The 16,458-nt window shown below is 60.8% G+C and carries 16 protein-coding genes; 8 read left to right on the top strand and 8 right to left on the bottom strand.

All coding sequences use genetic code 11. From position 1 onward, the window contains the following. Positions 1–16 precede the first annotated feature (16 nt). From AB3X96_RS22830 to AB3X96_RS22820, 3 genes are all read left to right on the top strand, one after another. Positions 17–868 carry an oxidoreductase gene (locus AB3X96_RS22830; RefSeq protein WP_368591501.1) on the top strand — a complete coding sequence of 284 codons (852 nt, stop codon included), beginning with the start codon at positions 17–19 and terminating at the stop codon, positions 866–868. Positions 869–899: 31 nt separating this feature from the next. Continuing rightward, positions 900–2,264: a hypothetical protein gene (locus tag AB3X96_RS22825; protein ID WP_368591500.1), complete on the top strand. Its 1,365-nt coding sequence runs from the start codon at positions 900–902 to the stop codon at positions 2,262–2,264. Positions 2,265–2,376: 112 nt separating this feature from the next. Next, positions 2,377–3,075, top strand: a complete 699-nt coding sequence (locus AB3X96_RS22820) for a TetR/AcrR family transcriptional regulator (RefSeq protein WP_368591499.1) — start codon at positions 2,377–2,379, stop codon at positions 3,073–3,075. Positions 3,076–3,109: 34 nt separating this feature from the next. Here the strand turns inward: AB3X96_RS22820 and AB3X96_RS22815 are convergent, their stop codons facing one another. Further along, positions 3,110–3,760 carry a PaaI family thioesterase gene (locus AB3X96_RS22815; protein ID WP_368591498.1) on the bottom strand — a complete coding sequence of 217 codons (651 nt, stop codon included), beginning with the start codon at positions 3,758–3,760 and terminating at the stop codon, positions 3,110–3,112. Here AB3X96_RS22815 and AB3X96_RS22810 point away from each other — a divergent pair. From AB3X96_RS22810 to AB3X96_RS22800, 3 genes are all read left to right on the top strand, one after another. Further along, entirely contained in the window at positions 3,684–4,835 is a 1,152-nt protein-coding gene (locus AB3X96_RS22810; protein ID WP_368591497.1) for an NADH:flavin oxidoreductase, read from the top strand. The two genes, AB3X96_RS22815 and AB3X96_RS22810, sit on opposite strands and share 77 nt — an antisense overlap. A gap of 134 nt (positions 4,836–4,969) precedes the next feature. Then, entirely contained in the window at positions 4,970–5,812 is an 843-nt protein-coding gene (locus tag AB3X96_RS22805; protein ID WP_368591496.1) for an SDR family NAD(P)-dependent oxidoreductase, read from the top strand. A gap of 13 nt (positions 5,813–5,825) precedes the next feature. Then, positions 5,826–6,137 (top strand): hypothetical protein, encoded by a 312-nt coding sequence (locus tag AB3X96_RS22800; protein ID WP_368591495.1) that lies wholly within the window; start codon positions 5,826–5,828, stop codon positions 6,135–6,137. A 29-nt stretch (positions 6,138–6,166) separates the two neighbouring features. Here the strand turns inward: AB3X96_RS22800 and AB3X96_RS22795 are convergent, their stop codons facing one another. From AB3X96_RS22795 to AB3X96_RS22785, 3 genes are all read right to left on the bottom strand, one after another. Then, the gene (locus tag AB3X96_RS22795; protein ID WP_368591494.1) at positions 6,167–6,862 is read right to left on the bottom strand and encodes an SDR family NAD(P)-dependent oxidoreductase; all 696 of its coding nucleotides are present in this window, start codon (positions 6,860–6,862) and stop codon (positions 6,167–6,169) included. Positions 6,863–6,922: 60 nt separating this feature from the next. Beyond that, positions 6,923–7,717, bottom strand: a complete 795-nt coding sequence (locus AB3X96_RS22790) for an enoyl-CoA hydratase/isomerase family protein (RefSeq protein WP_368591493.1) — start codon at positions 7,715–7,717, stop codon at positions 6,923–6,925. A 135-nt stretch (positions 7,718–7,852) separates the two neighbouring features. Continuing rightward, entirely contained in the window at positions 7,853–9,049 is a 1,197-nt protein-coding gene (locus tag AB3X96_RS22785) for an amidohydrolase family protein (protein WP_176122672.1), read from the bottom strand. Positions 9,050–9,285: 236 nt separating this feature from the next. On the opposite strand from AB3X96_RS22785, the gene AB3X96_RS22780 reads away from it, so the two are divergent. Further along, positions 9,286–10,707, top strand: coding sequence for an MFS transporter (locus AB3X96_RS22780; RefSeq protein ID WP_368591492.1), 1,422 nt, complete (start codon positions 9,286–9,288; stop codon positions 10,705–10,707). A 109-nt stretch (positions 10,708–10,816) separates the two neighbouring features. Here the strand turns inward: AB3X96_RS22780 and AB3X96_RS22775 are convergent, their stop codons facing one another. Further along, the gene (locus tag AB3X96_RS22775; RefSeq protein WP_368591491.1) at positions 10,817–11,623 is read right to left on the bottom strand and encodes an IclR family transcriptional regulator; all 807 of its coding nucleotides are present in this window, start codon (positions 11,621–11,623) and stop codon (positions 10,817–10,819) included. A gap of 235 nt (positions 11,624–11,858) precedes the next feature. On the opposite strand from AB3X96_RS22775, the gene AB3X96_RS22770 reads away from it, so the two are divergent. Further along, the gene (locus tag AB3X96_RS22770; RefSeq protein WP_368591490.1) at positions 11,859–12,623 is read left to right on the top strand and encodes an SDR family NAD(P)-dependent oxidoreductase; all 765 of its coding nucleotides are present in this window, start codon (positions 11,859–11,861) and stop codon (positions 12,621–12,623) included. Positions 12,624–13,353: 730 nt separating this feature from the next. On the opposite strand, the gene AB3X96_RS22765 is transcribed toward AB3X96_RS22770, so the two are convergent. From AB3X96_RS22765 to AB3X96_RS22755, 3 genes are read right to left on the bottom strand one after another with little or no spacing between them, the layout of a single operon-like run. Next, entirely contained in the window at positions 13,354–14,808 is a 1,455-nt protein-coding gene (locus AB3X96_RS22765; protein ID WP_368591489.1) for an NAD(P)(+) transhydrogenase (Re/Si-specific) subunit beta, read from the bottom strand. Next, positions 14,809–15,129 carry an NAD(P) transhydrogenase subunit alpha gene (locus AB3X96_RS22760; RefSeq protein WP_368591488.1) on the bottom strand — a complete coding sequence of 107 codons (321 nt, stop codon included), beginning with the start codon at positions 15,127–15,129 and terminating at the stop codon, positions 14,809–14,811. It abuts the gene before it with no gap. 17 nt (positions 15,130–15,146) lie between these two features. Next, the gene (locus AB3X96_RS22755; protein ID WP_368591487.1) at positions 15,147–16,298 is read right to left on the bottom strand and encodes a Re/Si-specific NAD(P)(+) transhydrogenase subunit alpha; all 1,152 of its coding nucleotides are present in this window, start codon (positions 16,296–16,298) and stop codon (positions 15,147–15,149) included. Positions 16,299–16,458 lie beyond the last annotated feature (160 nt).

Raw genomic sequence — 16,458 nt, 5'->3', positions numbered from 1 at the left:
CAGAACCTGCTCAACGATGACACAACAAACGACAAGTCCGGCCGTGTGGTTTATCACCGGTGTTTCGTCCGGCTTCGGCCGCTCCCTGGCCGAGGCAGTCCTCGCTCGCGGCGACACAGTGGTCGGCACTGTACGCAATGAAACGCAAGTCGCCTCCTTTGAAAATCTTGCGCCCGGCCGCGCACACGGCCTGCTGCTCGACGTCACCGATGCGGCGGCGGTACCACGCGCCGTTGGGCAAGCACTCGAGCGCACTGGCGCTATCGACATACTCGTCAACAATGCCGGCTACGGCCTGTTTGGCGCACTCGAAGAGGTTTCCGACGCGCAGGCGCGGCAACTATTCGATACCAACGTCTTTGGCACAGTCAATGTGATACGAGCGGTGCTGCCCCACTTTCGCGCGCGTAAGCGCGGCCATATCGTGAACTTCTCGTCGGTCGCCGGCGTGATCGGTATCGCTGGCTGCAGCTTCTATTGCGCGTCGAAGCACGCGGTCGAAGGGCTTTCAGAATCGTTGGCTCAGGAACTCCACCCGTTTGGCATTGGCGTGACCCTCGTCGAGCCGGGCGGTTTCCGCACGAACTTCGCGGGTGGATCGCTGAAGTGGAGCGAGAACGAATTGCCCGACTACTCGGAGACAGTGGGGCAAATGCGCCGATATATGAGCAGCTACCACGGCACCCAGGCGGGCGACCCCGCGAAGGCCGCCGAGGCCATCGTCCGCGCGGTGTCGGCAGACGCGCCGCCGCTGCGTCTGCCGCTCGGTCCCGACGCCGTCGACGTCGTCCGCAAAAAGCTCGCATCGGTACAGGACAACCTCGAAACATGGCTTGAAGTCTCGAGTTCCACCAATTTCGATCAATAAAATCGCAGCAATTTCCTGCAGAGGAGACAACATGTCCGCTCTGGACCCGTTCTACGCAATGCTTCGTGGCGAAGGCGACCCTTTCCGCAATCACCCCGAGAATCTCCGTGAGCTTCAGCTCGCAGCCATGAAAGAGCGCTTCGCCGAGCGCCGCGAGCAGATCAAGCTGCTGCGCCGCAGAGCGGACGATGTCGGCATCGCAGACGTCAACCGTCACGCAGACATGGTGCCGCTGCTGTTCGCGCATCAAATCTACAAGAGCTACCCTGAGCAGTTCATCGACAACGGCCGCTGGAAGCATCTGTCCGTCTGGCTGCAGACACTATCGAGCAAACGCGTTGGTGACGTCGAGGTCAACGGCGTCGATAACGTCGACGCGTGGATGGATCGATTGCGCGACGCAGGTCATCACGTGTTCAGTTCGAGCGGCACGTCCGGCAAGTGCAGCTTCGTCAGCCAGACGCGAGCCGATCTCGACAATGTCACCGAGTCCTGCGTGAAGCTGGGCGTGTATGGCAACGCATTGATCCAAAGAGACTTCGGCAAACGTCCGGTATTCCTGATGATGCCGCCGGGCGGAGCGCATCGGCATATTGAGCCGGTACTGAACGCAGCAAAGCGACTCGGCGCCGAAAGCACCTTGATGTTCGACGACCCGGTGCTCGCATCTTCAACGATCTCGATGGGCCGCATGCGTCGTGCAATGGCCGATGGCTCCGCCAAGCCAAGTGAAGTCGCGGCATTCCAGGAGCAGGCGGTGGCACGCCAGCGACACACAGGCGCGATGATCGACCGGTTTCTCGACAAGCTTACGGCGCGCTGGAAAGTCCCCGTGCTCGTGCAAGGCAACTGGTCGTTGCACTGGACTCTCGTGGAGCGCGCCCGCCAGCGCGGGATAGCGGATGGAATCTGCCACCCCGACACGGTGATCACGGCCGGAGGCGGATTGAAAGGCACCGCCGCGCCCGCCGACTACCGCGAGCAGGTCATCCGCTTTTACGGTATCCGGCCGGAGAACGTTCAGAACAGCTATGGCATGACCGAGATGATCGGCACCGGTCCGTGGTCGGACGTTGCGCAGGGCTACGCTATCTGCCCGTGGATCGTTCCGTTCGTTCTCGACAAATCGGGTGAGCACCTGCTGAATCCTGCCGATGGTCAGGGTGTCGTCGAAGGGCGGTTCGCGTTCTTCGATCTGCTGGCCGAAGGATACTGGGGCGGTTTCATTACCGGCGACAAGGTCACCGTCGACTTTTCGCCGACCGGCAACACCGACGGACTGCGGGGACCGCTAGTCAGGCAGGTCGGCCGGTATGCGGATCTTGAAGAAGGCGAAGACAAACTTTCGTGCGCAGGTACGATGGAGTCGTATGTACGCGGCATGATCAACGTTTGAGCCTCGCGCACTGACCTTGGAACCGAGGGGCGTCGTCAGTGGCGCCCCCCGGGACACGTGAGTATACTGGCGGCCTGTATCCGTCATAAAACACTCACCGATGTTCAAACCTATGGCAGTTCTTGCTCCCGACGGAGCTTCGCGGCTCGCTGCCGCGGGCAAACAGCGAACGGCCGGGCGGCCCACCCACGACGATGCGCTCCAGATGCGCGAGAGCCTCCTCGATGCCGCCAAATCGGTCTTCATGAGAGAAGGTTTCGGCGCCGCCAGAGTCGAAGAAATCGCGTCGATCGCGGGCGTCAGCAAGACGACGATTTACCGTCAGTTCGGAACCAAGGAAGAGTTGTTTCGCGCCATCGTCTGGCGCGGGATGGCTGATTTGCGCGGCAAGATTTCACAGCATGTCGAGCCGGGCCGCGATTTTTCGAGGAACCTGGCAGCCCTCATCGACGCGCTCGTCGAGCACATCGCGACACCGGACAGCATGCACACTTCCCGACTGGTGATCGGCGAAGCGATACGCTTCCCGGACATCGCGAAACAATTTCTGCAATACACAGCTACGATGCTGGAGCCCCTCGCCAGCGCGCTCGAATCCGCCGCGGCCAGCGGAGTCATCGAGATCGATGACCCTGCGAACTCGGCGCGCGATGTCCTGACGTTGGTCACCGGCGCGCCCGAAGTCCACCTTGCGATACAAACCACGCGCGCAGAACGCAAACGCCGGGCCGAACGCATTCATCGGTTCGTGTTGACGGCGTGGAAATATCGGGCGACTCTGGATAAGGTTCGGGGCAGATCAATGCCGTAACGTGGGGCGCTACATTCTCTAGTCCCGCGAAGGACTAGTTGTCAAACGCCCCCATCACCTGGAACTGCCCCGACGCCTGGGCAATGCACTTTGCATTCGCCCAGATTTGACAGTCCGAGAAAATCACTCGCCTTCCCGAACGCAAAACGTCGACACGAGCTTCAACCCAATCGCCGGGCTCAGCGTTGCCCATGAAGTTGACGGTCAAGCTCGTCGTCAAAACTTTCACCGCCGGCGCGCGCGAATGCTTGCTCGCCCATGTAATGGCCGTATCAGCGAGCATGCAAACCGCGCCGCCGTGCATCATCTGACCGAGGTTGCGATGCGCCTCGCGGACATACATCCCAATCACGTGTCCGCGCTCGGTCTTACGAAAGTACGTTGGTCCGAACATCTGATGGAAGGGCCCAAACGCCGGCATCAACGCAAATCCTTCTGGAATGGGCCCTTCGTCATCTGCTTGCCCGCAGAAAACGGCCAGTGCGTCTGTTTGCTCCAATGCAATTCTCCTCTTCGACGCCGGATGTAACACGGCGGCAGATTTTCTTTCTTCCTCAATCAAAGATAGCGTATCATTATTCGCACGAAAGTCAATTATATGAACGCTCATGGATATCGGACCGCTCTTTACGCCCCTCACCGTACGGGGCGTCACGCTTGCCAACCGTATCGTCATGTCACCCATGACCCGCGGCTTTTCACCCAATGGACTGCCTGGCAGTGACGTCGCGTCCTACTACAAGCGCCGTGCGCAGGGCGAGACAGGTCTCATCATCACGGAAGGCGTTGGTGTCGATCATCCGGCAGCACTTGGCGAAGCGGGACTAGGCGAAAATTCGATCCCGGTGCTGGTCGACGACGAATCCGTTACCGCCTGGCGCCGCGTGACGGACGAAGTGCATGCAAGTGGCGGCATCATCTTTCCTCAGTTGTGGCACATGGGTCCGATGAAGGAAGCGAATACGGGCCCCTTCCCGGCTGCGGCACCGCTGCGCCCCTCCGGATTGTGGGGGCCGGCGGGACGAACGACATCGCTGAACGCAGGCTACATGGAGCGGGTCATGACGCCAACTCGCCCGATGACCGACACCGAGATCGCGGACGTCATTGCGGCCTATGGTCGAAGCGCCCGCTATGCGAAGGCCGCCGGCTTCGACGGAATCGCGATTCACGGTGGTCACGGCTATCTGATCGACGCGTTTCTGTGGGCCGAAACCAATCAGCGCACGGATCAATGGGGCAAAGATCTGACAGCGCGCAGCCGCTTCGCCACCGAAGTCGTTCGCGCAATTCGCGAAGCGATCGGCGCCACGATGCCGATCACGTTCCGCTTTTCCCAGTGGAAACAGCAGGATTTCCGCGCGCGTCTCGCCAACGATCCGCACGAGCTTGAACAGATCCTCGCCCCGCTCGCGGACGCGGGCGTCGACATCTTCGAGGCGAGCACCCGGTACTTCAATCGGGCGGAATTCCCGGGCTCAGAAATGAATCTCGCCGGTTGGGTGAAGAAGGTAACCGGCAGGCTTTCGATGGCCGTTGGTGGAATCGGCATTAACAAGGGCTACTACGATTCGATGGCCGGGGACGAGACCTCCGCGCAGCCCGATCTCACCCCTCTGCTCGATCGCTTTTCGCGCGGCGAATTCGATCTTGTTGGCGTAGGACGCTCGCTTCTGCATGATCCAAACTGGGCGCGGCGCGCGCGGCTTGGCGAGCCGTTCCTCGGATTCAGCAACGATTCGCTCGCACGACTAACTTAAAGTGCATTGTTCGCACTGCCCTCATGTCACTGGCGGACTCACGCTCCGGCGCAATCCCACGGCGGCCGAGATCGCCGCTTCGGTGCAAGCGGCGACACGATGAGGACATTTTTTATGAGCGGGAGAAACTGACAATGCATCTGCAGCTTGGAGGCAAGCGCGCACTGGTCACCGGCAGCAACTCTGGAATTGGCGAAGGCATCGCAAAAGTCCTGGCTCGCGAGGGCGCCGTCGTGGTCGTGCACGGCCGCAATGAAGGACGTTGCCGGAACGTGGCAGAAGCAATCACGACTGCCGGAGGCAAGGCTTCTTATGTCGTGGGTGACTTGTCCGATGAGGCGGCTTGCAACGGCGTCGCGGATCAGATCATCGAGCGGCTCGGCGGAGTTGACATCCTGGTGAACAACGCCGGCGGCCGTGCCAGCTCACATCGTATGGACGGCAAAGGTGGTGCGATGAATCCAGCCTGGCTCGAGACGCCTTGGACCGATTGGCTCTGGACCTTCGAGCAGAATGTCGGCGCGGCCATCAGGCTTATCCAGAAGCTCGTTCCAGGAATGAAGGAGCGCGGTTTCGGGCGCATCATCAATATCGGAAGCGCGGCCGCCACACAAGTGGAGCCCGATCTTGCCGAATATCAGGCCATCAAGGCGGCGATGGTCAACATGAGCGCATCGCTTGCGAAGACACTCGCCGCGACAGGGATCACGGTCAACACCGTGACGCCCGGCATCATCATGTCGCCCGCCGTCAAAAGTACGTTTACCGATCTCGCACTGAAGCAGGGTTGGGATGTCGATGACTGGGCAGAGGTGGAGCGCCGCTTTACTTCCCAGATCTTCGTCAATTCGGCCGGCAAGTTCGGCGAGCCGGAGGATATCGGCCGCATGGCCGCCCTGCTGGCCAGTCCGCTATCCGGATACATGACCGGTGCCAACTATCGTGTCGATGGCGGCCAAGTCAGATCGATCAACTGAGTTTCAAGGCTGGATGAGCGAACGCCGCGAAAGGCCCGGCGAAGATCTGCTGAACGCCATAGTCCACGATCGATTTCAACGCAAGCGAACGACCGACTGCACTTTTGGCAGCGGCGTACACACCTGCCCGGGCGCCGGCCTTGCGCGCAGCGAAGTGGCGATCATGGTCGAGGAGTGGACCAGGGCCATCCCGGAGGTCCGCCTCGATCCGGCGAAGAAGGCCGTCGCCAGCAGCGGACTAGTCAAGGGTATGCTTGAACTGCATTTGGTGTTGGCCTGTTTGACCATCCAGCGAGACAGAAAACGCTCGGGAGATCTCGCCTGACTGCCCGCTGGACCATCGCTTGCGGTTTTTTACGTGCGCCCGGTCACCGGAATCAACGCCCCGGTTACCCCCGACGCGGCACCCGACGCGAGAAAGAGAATCACGTTGGCGATTTCTTCAGCCCGCACCCAACGGGAAAAGTCGGCGTCCGGCATATCCTTGCGGTTTTGCGGCGTATCGATGATGCCTGGCAAGATAGCGTTGACGGTAACGGAGCGGCCCTTGAGTTCCTCGGCCAGCGCCTCGGTCAAACGCATCACCCCCGACTTCGAAGCCGTATACGCTCCCATGCCCGCGCCCGCCTTCAGTGCAGCGCCGGCTCCGATATTGATGATGCGTCCGCCTTCCGCGCTGTTGGCAATATAGTCGAGCGCGGCTTTCGACGCAGTCGCTGCCGTGCGCACGTTCATCTGGTACATCAGATCCCACGTGTCCAGACTGCCGTCCGCCAACGTCTCCCAGCGAAAGCCCCCCGCTATGTTGACGACCGCATCGAGCTTGCCAAGCTGCTCGACGATATCCGAGATCGCCGAGCGCGCCGAATCGAGATCAGTTAGCTCGACGCCGCCTCGCCACCACGAAGCGTGCAATTGCTCCGCGCTGGCGTTCTCTGGCGCAGGCGCCTTGTCGATCAGCGCAACCTCCCAGCCGTTCTCAGCAAACACGCGACCAACCGTGCGCCCAAGCGCGCCGAATCCACCCGTTACCGCCACAACCCGTTGCATGTCAGATCTCCCTCGCCGCGCCCGCCGCATACATCGCTAAAGCCGGACGCAGTAAAAAGCTCAACGTCCCTTGAACACCGGCTCGCGTTTCTCGCGAAACGCGTTGACCGCCTCTTGATGGTCTTCCGTCAGGTTCGACAACGCCTCGTATGCAATCGACGCGTCGAGAATGGAATGCGCAAGTTGCTTCAGGCCGATGTTGATCGACGCCTTGGTCCACTGGATCGCGCGTGAAGCGCCGTTGGCGAGACGCCTCGCCATGGCGTCGACAACGGCATCCAGCTCGTCGGCCGGCACCGCATGATTGATGAGACCCAGTCGTGCTGCCTCCTCCGCGGTGACGAGGTCGCCCGTCAACAGGTATTCCTTGGCCTTCGCATAGCCCACCAGCTGCGGCCAGATCACCGCGCCGCCATCGCCCGCCACGAAGCCGACTTTCACGTGCGGATCACCGATCTTCGCGTGATTGGCCGCGTAGCTCAGATCCGAGAATAGCGCGATCGTCGCGCCGAGGCCAATTGCATGACCGTTTATCTTTGCGATGACCGGCTTCGGACAATCGAGCATCGAGAAGACAATTTTCTTCGCGCGCTGCATGCCTTCGAGAAACAGCGTCGGGTTGTCGATGACCTGCTGCATGTGCTCGATATCGCCACCCGCGCTAAAAGCGCGCCCTGCGCCCGTCAACACGACGACCCGGGTTTCATCATCCTCGGCGACATCGATAAAAAGCCGCGACATCTCGATGTCCATCTGCTCGTCGAACGCGTTCAACGTTTCAGGGCGGTTGAGCGTGACGGTCAGGATGCCGCCATCGCGTTCGAGCAATAACGCCTTATAGTCCGAAATATTCATGGCTAACCTATTCACAATGAAGAAATCCGGCGGGACGGCAGGTCAGTCTGCCGCCGTCATCGGACGCTGCATTCGCGCTGCCGCGCGAATGCATGACGCCGACCAGCGCACACCCGGCGCCCAGCGCAAAAGCGGTCACACGTGCAGCGGAATGAACCTGCGACCGTTGTCGTACATGATCTTGCGCGTGTCCTCTTCGGACAGCGCATTGCATGCTTCCGACGCAAAGTCCTTCGGTTCCGGCACCCCTTCCGCGTGCGGATAGTCGGAGCCCATCAACAGGAAGTCCGACGAATCCGTTTGAGCGATGATCTGGGCGATGTTGTCCTCCGGATACGCGACCACGAAGACGTTTTCCTTGAAGATCTGACTCGGGCGTTTCTTCAACTGACCGCACGGCCAGTAACCATTCTTCGCCATCCCGCGGCACTTGTCCATTTTGACGAGCATCGACGGCACCCATTCCGCGCCGTTTTCCGCGCTGCACAGCTTGACGCGCGGGAAACGCTCGAAGAAGTTATAGAAGATGAACGACGACAGCGTCTCGATCACGGGACGCTCGCCATAGCCGTGCATCCAGACGAAGGCGGTCTGACGCTGGCGCGACTGCTGCACCGGCTCGCCCCACACCGCCATGTGATCCTTCATGTAGATCGCTTCCGACACGTGGAACGTCACGCGCACGCCAGCCTCGTTCAAAATCGACCAGAACGGATCGAAGTACGGGTCCGCCGGCGCACGGCCATTGAACGGCCCCATCGGCATCAGGACCACGCGCACGCCGTTCGCCACGAGCCACTTGGCCTCGGCGACAGCGGCGTCGAGATCGTCGAGCGTGACGACCGGCGTCGTGTAGATGCGATCCTTGTAGTTGAAACCCCAGTCTTCGAGCATCCAGCGGTTGTACGCATGCAGAACCGCGTTGGCCGCGACGGGCTCGTTGAGATACGAAATACACGCGACCATTTCGCCGATGTACATCGTGCAGGCCTCGACACCGAATTGGTCCATCTTCTGCAAACGCGCGTCGCGGTTGAACATGTCCGGGGTCGGGGGCACCCGCATATCGACGTTATCTTTGCCTTCCTTCATCGCGCGCAACCATTCATGCAGCTTGCCCGGCGGCGGCACGTGCCCCTCGGCCGAGGTGTAGCCCTCGCTGATTTCCACCTTGCGGTCACCGACATACATGCAGCGATTGCCGTCTGCCGTCACGCGGCTGGTAAACGACCAGTCCTTCTTGAACTGCTCGGGCAAGTAGCGGCTGAATGCGTCCTCGACTTCGTAGAAGTGCGTGTCCGCGTCGTAGATCTTCCCTTGATACGCTTGCATGTTCTATCTCCTGATCGTGGGGAGCGCTGCTGAACGAGCGCCCTTGAGAGAAGTATCGGGTCAAGCCATCGACCGAAAAACTCTCATATCGAACTCAAAAGCGTCGATATCGATTTGATATCGGGGAGCGCCCTCACCATCCTTGTCGCCTGCATCGATCGCTCGCACAAAACATCAATGCGAACAGTGTTCGTATATAAGTATAATCGAAACGATACATGCAACCGGAGACGTTCATGCAAGCAGAAGTACTCTCCCCGCAGGGACACCGAGCGCAACGCGTAGCGGGACCACCACGTGGGTTCACGATCGCGATCCTGCTTGCCGCGGTAGCGGCTTCGTCTGGCATCACCGTCATCTATACGGTGCTGGTCACGCTCTACAAGGCCTTTCCTGCGTCGAACTCCGTGAGCTGGACCGTGACCGCATACTGGCTCGGCTCGGCCGCCTTTGCAGCGGTGAGTGGGCGACTCGGTGACCTGTTGGGCTACCGCAGAATCCTGCTGGTGGTGATGTCGGTCGCTGCGGTCGGCGCAGTCGTCGCTGCGTGCGCGACCGACGTCGGCATACTCGTCGCGGGTTGTGCGATGCAATCGATCGCGGCAGGCATCACGCCGCTCTCAATCGGGTTGGTTCGTGAGAACCTGCCACCCGCCAGGGTGCCTGCCGCGGTCGGATTGATCAGTGCGGCGGGAATGGTATCGGCGGGGCTGATTTACATCTGCGCGGGCGTCGTCGTGGATCACTATTCGTGGCAGGGCGGCTTCTGGTTCAAAGTCGCGCTGTGCGTGGTCGCCGTCTCAGCCGTACGCACGTGGGCACCGCCGTCTCCGCCGAATCCCGGCGTCCGGATCGACTACATTCGAGGCCTTGCGTTCGCTCCAGCACTGTGTGCCATCCTGTTCGCAGTGCAGGAAATCCGCGCGTGGGGACTCGGCGATGTGCGGCTATGGGCTTTGATCGTTGGCGGGATGATCGTGCTCGGACTCTGGGCACGCCATCAACTCGGAGCCCGTCATCCGCTCATCAACGTACGTCTGCTGAAAATGCGCGAAGTCGTATTGGCGAATGCATGCATGGCATTCCTCGCGGCTGGCGCCATGCAGCTGGGACAGGTTTTCTCGCTGCTCGCCCAGCAACCTGCCGGCACGCACGCCGGATTCGGGCTGAGCGCAACGACGGCTGGACTGCTGATGTTTAGCATCAACATCGTCGCGCTGGTCGCAAGCCCGTGGAGCGGCCGTGTTGCGGCCCGCTACAAGGCCCGCCCCGCTGCCATGATCGGCATGCTCATACTGGCCCTGGCCTGGGCCTCACTGATCGTGCTTCATCGCAACCTGCTGCTCTTCGTGCCAGGTGCGGTGCTGTGCTCGTTCGGCCTCGCTTTTACGAGCACTGCGCTGTACAACCAGATCGTGGAAACGACGCCTGCACATCAGACAGGCGAGGCAACGGGCATGCTGTACGTGTTCTTCTCGTGTTTCTTCGCGGTAGGCGCCCAGGCGGTCTTTTCACTACTGCGCAGCGCGACGGCCGGACACAGCGGTGCATCGTTTCCCGCCGATAGCGGCTATGTTTCGGTATTCGTCTACATTGCCTGCAGTTCGATGGCCGGACTGTTGATCGCTTCCATGCTGCCGAAGCGTCGTACCCACTGATTGTCGTTTCGATCGATGCGTTGCGCTCAGGTGCAACGCATCTCAAACTGCGCCACGCCCGCTTCGCGGTGAAGCACGCGCTTCACCGCGAAGCCGACCGCCCGGCCAGTCACTCCTCTTCTGCTTGCCCCAACGCGGACGCCCGCTGAGCGACTCTGATCATGTTCTCTTCGAGTCGATGACGTTCGCGGTCGAAGCGCTCGAGCGGCGCACCAATCGCCATCGCCGCGATCACATTGCCATTCGGCCCGAAGATCGGCGACGACACACCGGCGGAATCCGGCAGCAGTTCGCCGCGACTCACCGACAGGCCGCTTTGGAGAATATGATCGAGTTCGTCACGCAGCGCCTTCTTCGTTGCGATCGTTTGCGGCGTGCGGCGCTCGAACTTGACCGACTTCATGTAATCGGTAACGAAAGCATCCGGTGCATGGGCCAGCAGTACGCGTCCCGCAGCCGTGCAATAGAGCGGGCGACGCAGACCGATGTGCATTGAATAGCGCACCGATTGCTCGCTTTCGATCACGTCGACATAGGTGATCTCTTTGTGCTCGGCGTCAAGGACACCGATATACACGGTTTCATTGGTGCTCTTCGAGAGATCCACCAGGAACGGGCGCAGCATCTTCGAGAAGTTCCACGCGGCCATCACACCCGCGGACAACCGGAAGATCGACGGCCCCAAGCGATAGCGGCCTGCGTCGTGCATCAAGAACCCTTCCGCCACTAGAGGCCTCAGCAGATTGAGCAGGCTGCTCTTGGGTGACTCGAGGGCGACATTCAGTTCTGCCAGCGACATACCGTCCGGAGACTTCGCCAGAACATCGAAAATTCCGAGGAGTCGGGTCAGCGAGCGCGGCCCGCTGACGTCCCGGTCCGCCGGCGCTGAGGTCTCTTTCAACATGATTTTCCCCATGAATTGACTGTATCGATTATACGGGAACTATTCACATAGTTTTACAACGATCGCAATGTGGCACACTTTTGCGCCATCCGAATTCGGGAATACGCCAGGGCGTCCCCGCTCTCTTGTTGCGATATAGTTGAACGACGTTCATAAAATTGGAATGCCGGGCATCACTTTCCGGAACATCCTCGAGGTGCGCCTGCGCGCCGAACAACACCATTAACCATCACTTTCGGACTCACACATGCACACGAAAAAACTGGCAGAAAAGGTCGCCATCGTGACCGGAGGTGGGCAAGGCCTCGGACTCGGTATTGCCCGCGCACTTGCCGCCGAAGGAGCGAGCCTGGTCCTGACTGGCCGTACGGAGGCCAAACTCACGCAGGCTGCCGAGGAATTGACCGCCCATGGCTCACGAGTGCTCGTGGTGCCCGGTGATACGCGCAATCGCGCCGACGCCGTTCGGACAGTCGAGCTTGCCGTCGAGCGGTTCGGACGTGTAGACGCGCTTATCAACAATGCGCAAAGCAGCAGCCCGGGTGTACCGCTTGAGTCTGTTACCGACGATGACTGGAGTAATACGCTCGAGTCGGGCCTATACGGTACGCTGTATTTCATGCAAGCCGTATTGCCGCAGATGAAGTCGCGAGGCCGCGGCGCCATCATCAACTTCGGTTCACGCACCGGCATCGAAGGTCTCAAGGGGTTCGGCGCGTACGCCGCAACCAAGGAGGGCATTCGTGGTCTCTCGCGCGTCGCGGCGCGCGAATGGGGCGCCTATGGCATTACCGTCAATGTCATTTGCCCGGCAGCGCTAACGCCTGCTGCCGAAGCCTACCTCGAGGCCAATCCCCAGGAACGCACTCGCTATCTCTCTGAAATTGCAGTTGGGCGCTTCGGCGATCCTCAGCGCGATATTGGACGAACAGTTGCATTTCTGTGCAGTGACGACGCTAATTTCATAACAGGGCAGACTATCAGTGTGGACGGCGGGCAGTCAATGCTTTAGTGCGTCTTTTTGAACGTAGTGCAATATATGAAACGAACAGTTGCATTTCGATAGATTAAGAAATGATCTAACTAAACAGATCGTTGCATTATCGCGAACTTCGATCCGAGAAATGATTTTGCGCCCGGCGCGTAACACCAAGATCGAAGAGTGATCAGGGACGACTTCTCCTCTCACACACTTCGCGAGAGCGTGTGGAGTTTGGCCTTGGCTGCGGGACACCGAGCCAAGGCGTTTTTTTCATCGCTGATTTTGGATGTGTTCGTCGACGCAGGAGCGTTTTGCACGTGCAGACTCCAAGGCTCACCGTCGCCCGCAAAAACAATCAACGGCTTGTGGGAAAACGTCGAGTTGGATGCGCCTCGCGAGAGAGCGACGCGCGAGGAGACCACCCAACCGGCCCTCCAGGGCAACGCAGGGCCGGCCGCCCCGCGTCGCGCTAGAAGTTGGAGGCCGATCGCGGAGAGTGCGGTTTCGATCCGTCTGTTAAGAAGGTTCTTAAAACCATTCGGACGTGGAGGACGGCAAGTGCACGTCCATCCAGTCGAATTCGCTGCGGCAGTTCCCCCAGGCCCACGGCGGTGACTTCCCACCTCGTCCGGCAGCGTCCGAACCTTGACGCGGTCGCGAGATGTCCCGGCCCTCCCTGCCCGAGTCGATTTTTCCTACTGCTGACTGGTCTGTACTTGCGATGTGACTGTTGCCTGTCCCGGTCGTCATGACTCGCCCCCTAGCTGCAATTTTTTACCATTTCTTCGATTACCTTCTTCGCATCGCCGAACACCATCATCGTCTTGTCCATGTAGAAGAGTTCGTTGTCGAGGCCCGCATAACCGGCGGCCATCGAGCGCTTGTTCACGATGATCGTGCGCGCCTTGTACGCCTCGATGATCGGCATGCCCGCGATCGGCGACTTCGGATCGTTCTTCGCGGCCGGATTCACCACGTCATTCGCGCCGAGCACCAGCACTACGTCGGTCTGGCCGAATTCGTTGTTGATGTCCTCCATTTCGAACACGAGGTCGTAGGGCACCTCGGCTTCCGCGAGCAGCACGTTCATGTGACCGGGCATGCGGCCCGCCACGGGGTGAATCGCATAGCGCACGTCCACGCCCTTTTCGACGAGCTTGTCGGTCAGTTCCTTCAGCGCATGCTGCGCGCGCGCCACCGCGAGACCGTAGCCCGGCACGATCACGACACTCTCGGCGTTGCCCAGCATGAACGCCGCATCATCGGCGGAGCCCGACTTCACTGGACGCTGCTCCTGCGCGCCAGCCGCTGCCGCTGAGCCAGCCTCGCCGCCGAAGCCGCCAAGCAGCACGCTGAAGAACGAGCGGTTCATCGCGTGGCACATGATGTACGACAGAATCGCGCCGGAAGAGCCCACGAGCGAACCCGCGATGATCAGCATCGCGTTGTTCAGCGAGAAGCCGATACCCGCCGCCGCCCAGCCCGAGTAGGAGTTCAGCATCGACACGACCACCGGCATGTCCGCACCACCGATCGGAATGATGATCAGCACGCCGAGCACGAACGCAATGATCGTCATGATGATGAACGGCAGCCACGACTGCGTGAGGAAGAACAGGACACCGAAGCCGAGCATCGCGAGCGCGAGCATCAGGTTGATCAGATGCTGGCCGGAGTAGACCACGGGCGCGCCCTGAAACAGCCGGAACTTGTACTTGCCCGACAGCTTGCCGAAGGCGATCACCGAGCCGCTAAACGTAATCGCGCCGACGAAGGTGCCGATGAACAGCTCGATACGGTTGCCGTATGGCAGGAAGCCCGGATACGGCGCATCTTCTGCAACGAGCCCGAATGCGGCGGGATCGGAAACTACCGCGTACGCAATGCAGACAGCAGCAAGACCGATCAGCGAATGCATCGCCGCGACCAGCTCGGGCATCTTCGTCATCTCGACGCGTGCGGCGACATACGCGCCAAGACCGCCGCCCACCACGAGCGCCGTGAAAAGCAACGCAAGCCCGAGCCCGAGATTCGAGCCGAACTGCGCGGACTCCTTCACGATGAGCGCAAGGGTGGTGAGAATGGCGATCGCCATGCCGATCATGCCGAAGGTATTGCCAGCGCGCGCGCTCCTCGGGTTGGAAAGCCCTTTGAGCGCCTGAATGAAACAGACCGACGCCACCAGGTAAAGCAGCGTAACGAGGTTCATGCTCATTTACGCACCCTCCTTGCTGGTTAGCTTCTTCGGCTCTTTCTTGCGGAACATCTCCAGCATGCGCCGCGTGACGAGGAATCCGCCGAACACGTTGACGGCCGCGAGCAGCACGGCGAACGTGCCGAAGAACTTGCCCGCCCCGCCCACGGTCAGTCCCGTGGCGAGCATCGCGCCGACGATGACGATCGCCGAAATCGCATTGGTGACGGCCATCAGCGGCGTATGCAGAGCAGGCGTGACGTTCCAGACCACGTGATAGCCGACGTAGACGGCTAGCACGAAGATGATCAGATTGATGACCGTATGATTGATGACTTCCATTCCTGTTCTCCTTCCCGTCATGCCTTGCGCGTGACCTGGCCGTCACGGGCCAGCAGCGTAGCCGCGACGATGTCGTCCGCGAGATCGATGTTGAGGATGCCCTCCTTCGTGACGATCAGCTTCAGGAAGTCGAGCAGATTGCGCGCGTAGAGCGCGGAGGCATCGGCGGCGACCATCGAAGCGAGGTTCGTGTAGCCGCAGATCTGCACCCCATGGTGCGTCACGACCTTGTCGGCCTCGGTGAGGGGGCAATTGCCGCCGCGCCGTCCCGTGGCCTGCTCGGCGACCGGACCCCGTCCCGCCGCGAGGTCGATCACGACCGAGCCCGGCTTCATCGCCTGCACGGTTTCCGAAGGCAGCAGCGTCGGCGCGTCGCGGCCCGGAATCAGCGCGGTCGAGATGACGATGTCGGCCTGCTTTGCGCGCTCATGCACCAGCGTCGACTGGCGCGCGAGCCACGACGGCGCCATCGGCCTCGCATAGCCGCCGACACCCTGCGCGGCCTCGCGTTCCTCATCGGTTTCGAACGGCACGTCGAGAAACTTTCCGCCGAGAGACTCGATCTGCTCCTTGACCGCCGGGCGCACATCGGAAGCTTCGATCACCGCGCCAAGGCGCCGCGCCGTGGCAATGGCCTGCAGACCCGCCACGCCCGCACCAAGAATCAGCACGCGCGCCGCCTTCACGGTGCCTGCGGCGGTCATGAGCATCGGCATGAAGCGCGGATAAAGGTTCGCAGCCAGCAGCACCGCCTTGTACCCAGCGATATTGGCCTGCGAGGACAGCACATCGAGGCTCTGTGCGCGCGTCGTGCGCGGTGCGGCTTCGAGCGCGAACGCGGTGACGCCAGCCGCGGCGAGTGTGGTCGCATTGTCGACGTTGAAGGGGTCGAGCATGCCGACGAGCACCGAACCCCGCTTCATGAACGGCAATTCGCTCTGCGTTGGCGACTGAACCTTGAGCACGAGGTCCGCGCCGAAGGCAGCAGCCGCATCGGCTACCCGCGCGCCCACGGCGATGTACGCCTCGTCAGGATAGCTCGCGCCAATGCCCGCCCCGGTCTGGATCGTCACCGTGTGCCCCTGGGCGACGTATTTCCTGACTGTTTCGGGTGTCGCGGCCACACGGCTTTCGTTCGCCCGCGTTTCCGCGGGTATTCCAATGTGCATCAAAGTACTCCTGATTGCATATGGGTGGTATGAACGTACCCACGAGGCCTGCTGCGGGAGGCAGCAACCATTCGACCTTCGGGCGCAATGCACCCCTCAAGGAACTGGTGGGTAATCCATAAAAAAAGCGCACCCTCGAAGAATGCGCTTCACAGGCTTT

Source organism: Paraburkholderia sp. BR13439, assembly GCF_040948805.1.
Classification (GTDB): domain Bacteria; phylum Pseudomonadota; class Gammaproteobacteria; order Burkholderiales; family Burkholderiaceae; genus Paraburkholderia; species Paraburkholderia youngii.
The sequence above is the reverse complement of the archived record's forward strand: the minus strand, read 5'-3'. Positions and strand labels throughout refer to the sequence as shown.

What these genes read in the sequence shown, in the direction of transcription:
- AB3X96_RS22830 (WP_368591501.1), top strand. Translation starts at nt 17, where the DNA reads ATGACACAACAAACGACAAGTCCGGCCGTGTGGTTTATCACCGGTGTT.
- AB3X96_RS22825 (WP_368591500.1), top strand. Translation starts at nt 900, where the DNA reads ATGTCCGCTCTGGACCCGTTCTACGCAATGCTTCGTGGCGAAGGCGAC.
- AB3X96_RS22820 (WP_368591499.1), top strand. Translation starts at nt 2,377, where the DNA reads ATGGCAGTTCTTGCTCCCGACGGAGCTTCGCGGCTCGCTGCCGCGGGC.
- AB3X96_RS22810 (WP_368591497.1), top strand. Translation starts at nt 3,684, where the DNA reads ATGGATATCGGACCGCTCTTTACGCCCCTCACCGTACGGGGCGTCACG.
- AB3X96_RS22815 (WP_368591498.1), bottom strand. Translation starts at nt 3,760, where the DNA reads ATGGGTGACATGACGATACGGTTGGCAAGCGTGACGCCCCGTACGGTG.
- AB3X96_RS22805 (WP_368591496.1), top strand. Translation starts at nt 4,970, where the DNA reads ATGCATCTGCAGCTTGGAGGCAAGCGCGCACTGGTCACCGGCAGCAAC.
- AB3X96_RS22800 (WP_368591495.1), top strand. Translation starts at nt 5,826, where the DNA reads ATGAGCGAACGCCGCGAAAGGCCCGGCGAAGATCTGCTGAACGCCATA.
- AB3X96_RS22795 (WP_368591494.1), bottom strand. Translation starts at nt 6,862, where the DNA reads ATGCAACGGGTTGTGGCGGTAACGGGTGGATTCGGCGCGCTTGGGCGC.
- AB3X96_RS22790 (WP_368591493.1), bottom strand. Translation starts at nt 7,717, where the DNA reads ATGAATATTTCGGACTATAAGGCGTTATTGCTCGAACGCGATGGCGGC.
- AB3X96_RS22785 (WP_176122672.1), bottom strand. Translation starts at nt 9,049, where the DNA reads ATGCAAGCGTATCAAGGGAAGATCTACGACGCGGACACGCACTTCTAC.
- AB3X96_RS22780 (WP_368591492.1), top strand. Translation starts at nt 9,286, where the DNA reads ATGCAAGCAGAAGTACTCTCCCCGCAGGGACACCGAGCGCAACGCGTA.
- AB3X96_RS22775 (WP_368591491.1), bottom strand. Translation starts at nt 11,623, where the DNA reads ATGGGGAAAATCATGTTGAAAGAGACCTCAGCGCCGGCGGACCGGGAC.
- AB3X96_RS22770 (WP_368591490.1), top strand. Translation starts at nt 11,859, where the DNA reads ATGCACACGAAAAAACTGGCAGAAAAGGTCGCCATCGTGACCGGAGGT.
- AB3X96_RS22765 (WP_368591489.1), bottom strand. Translation starts at nt 14,808, where the DNA reads ATGAGCATGAACCTCGTTACGCTGCTTTACCTGGTGGCGTCGGTCTGT.
- AB3X96_RS22760 (WP_368591488.1), bottom strand. Translation starts at nt 15,129, where the DNA reads ATGGAAGTCATCAATCATACGGTCATCAATCTGATCATCTTCGTGCTA.
- AB3X96_RS22755 (WP_368591487.1), bottom strand. Translation starts at nt 16,298, where the DNA reads ATGCACATTGGAATACCCGCGGAAACGCGGGCGAACGAAAGCCGTGTG.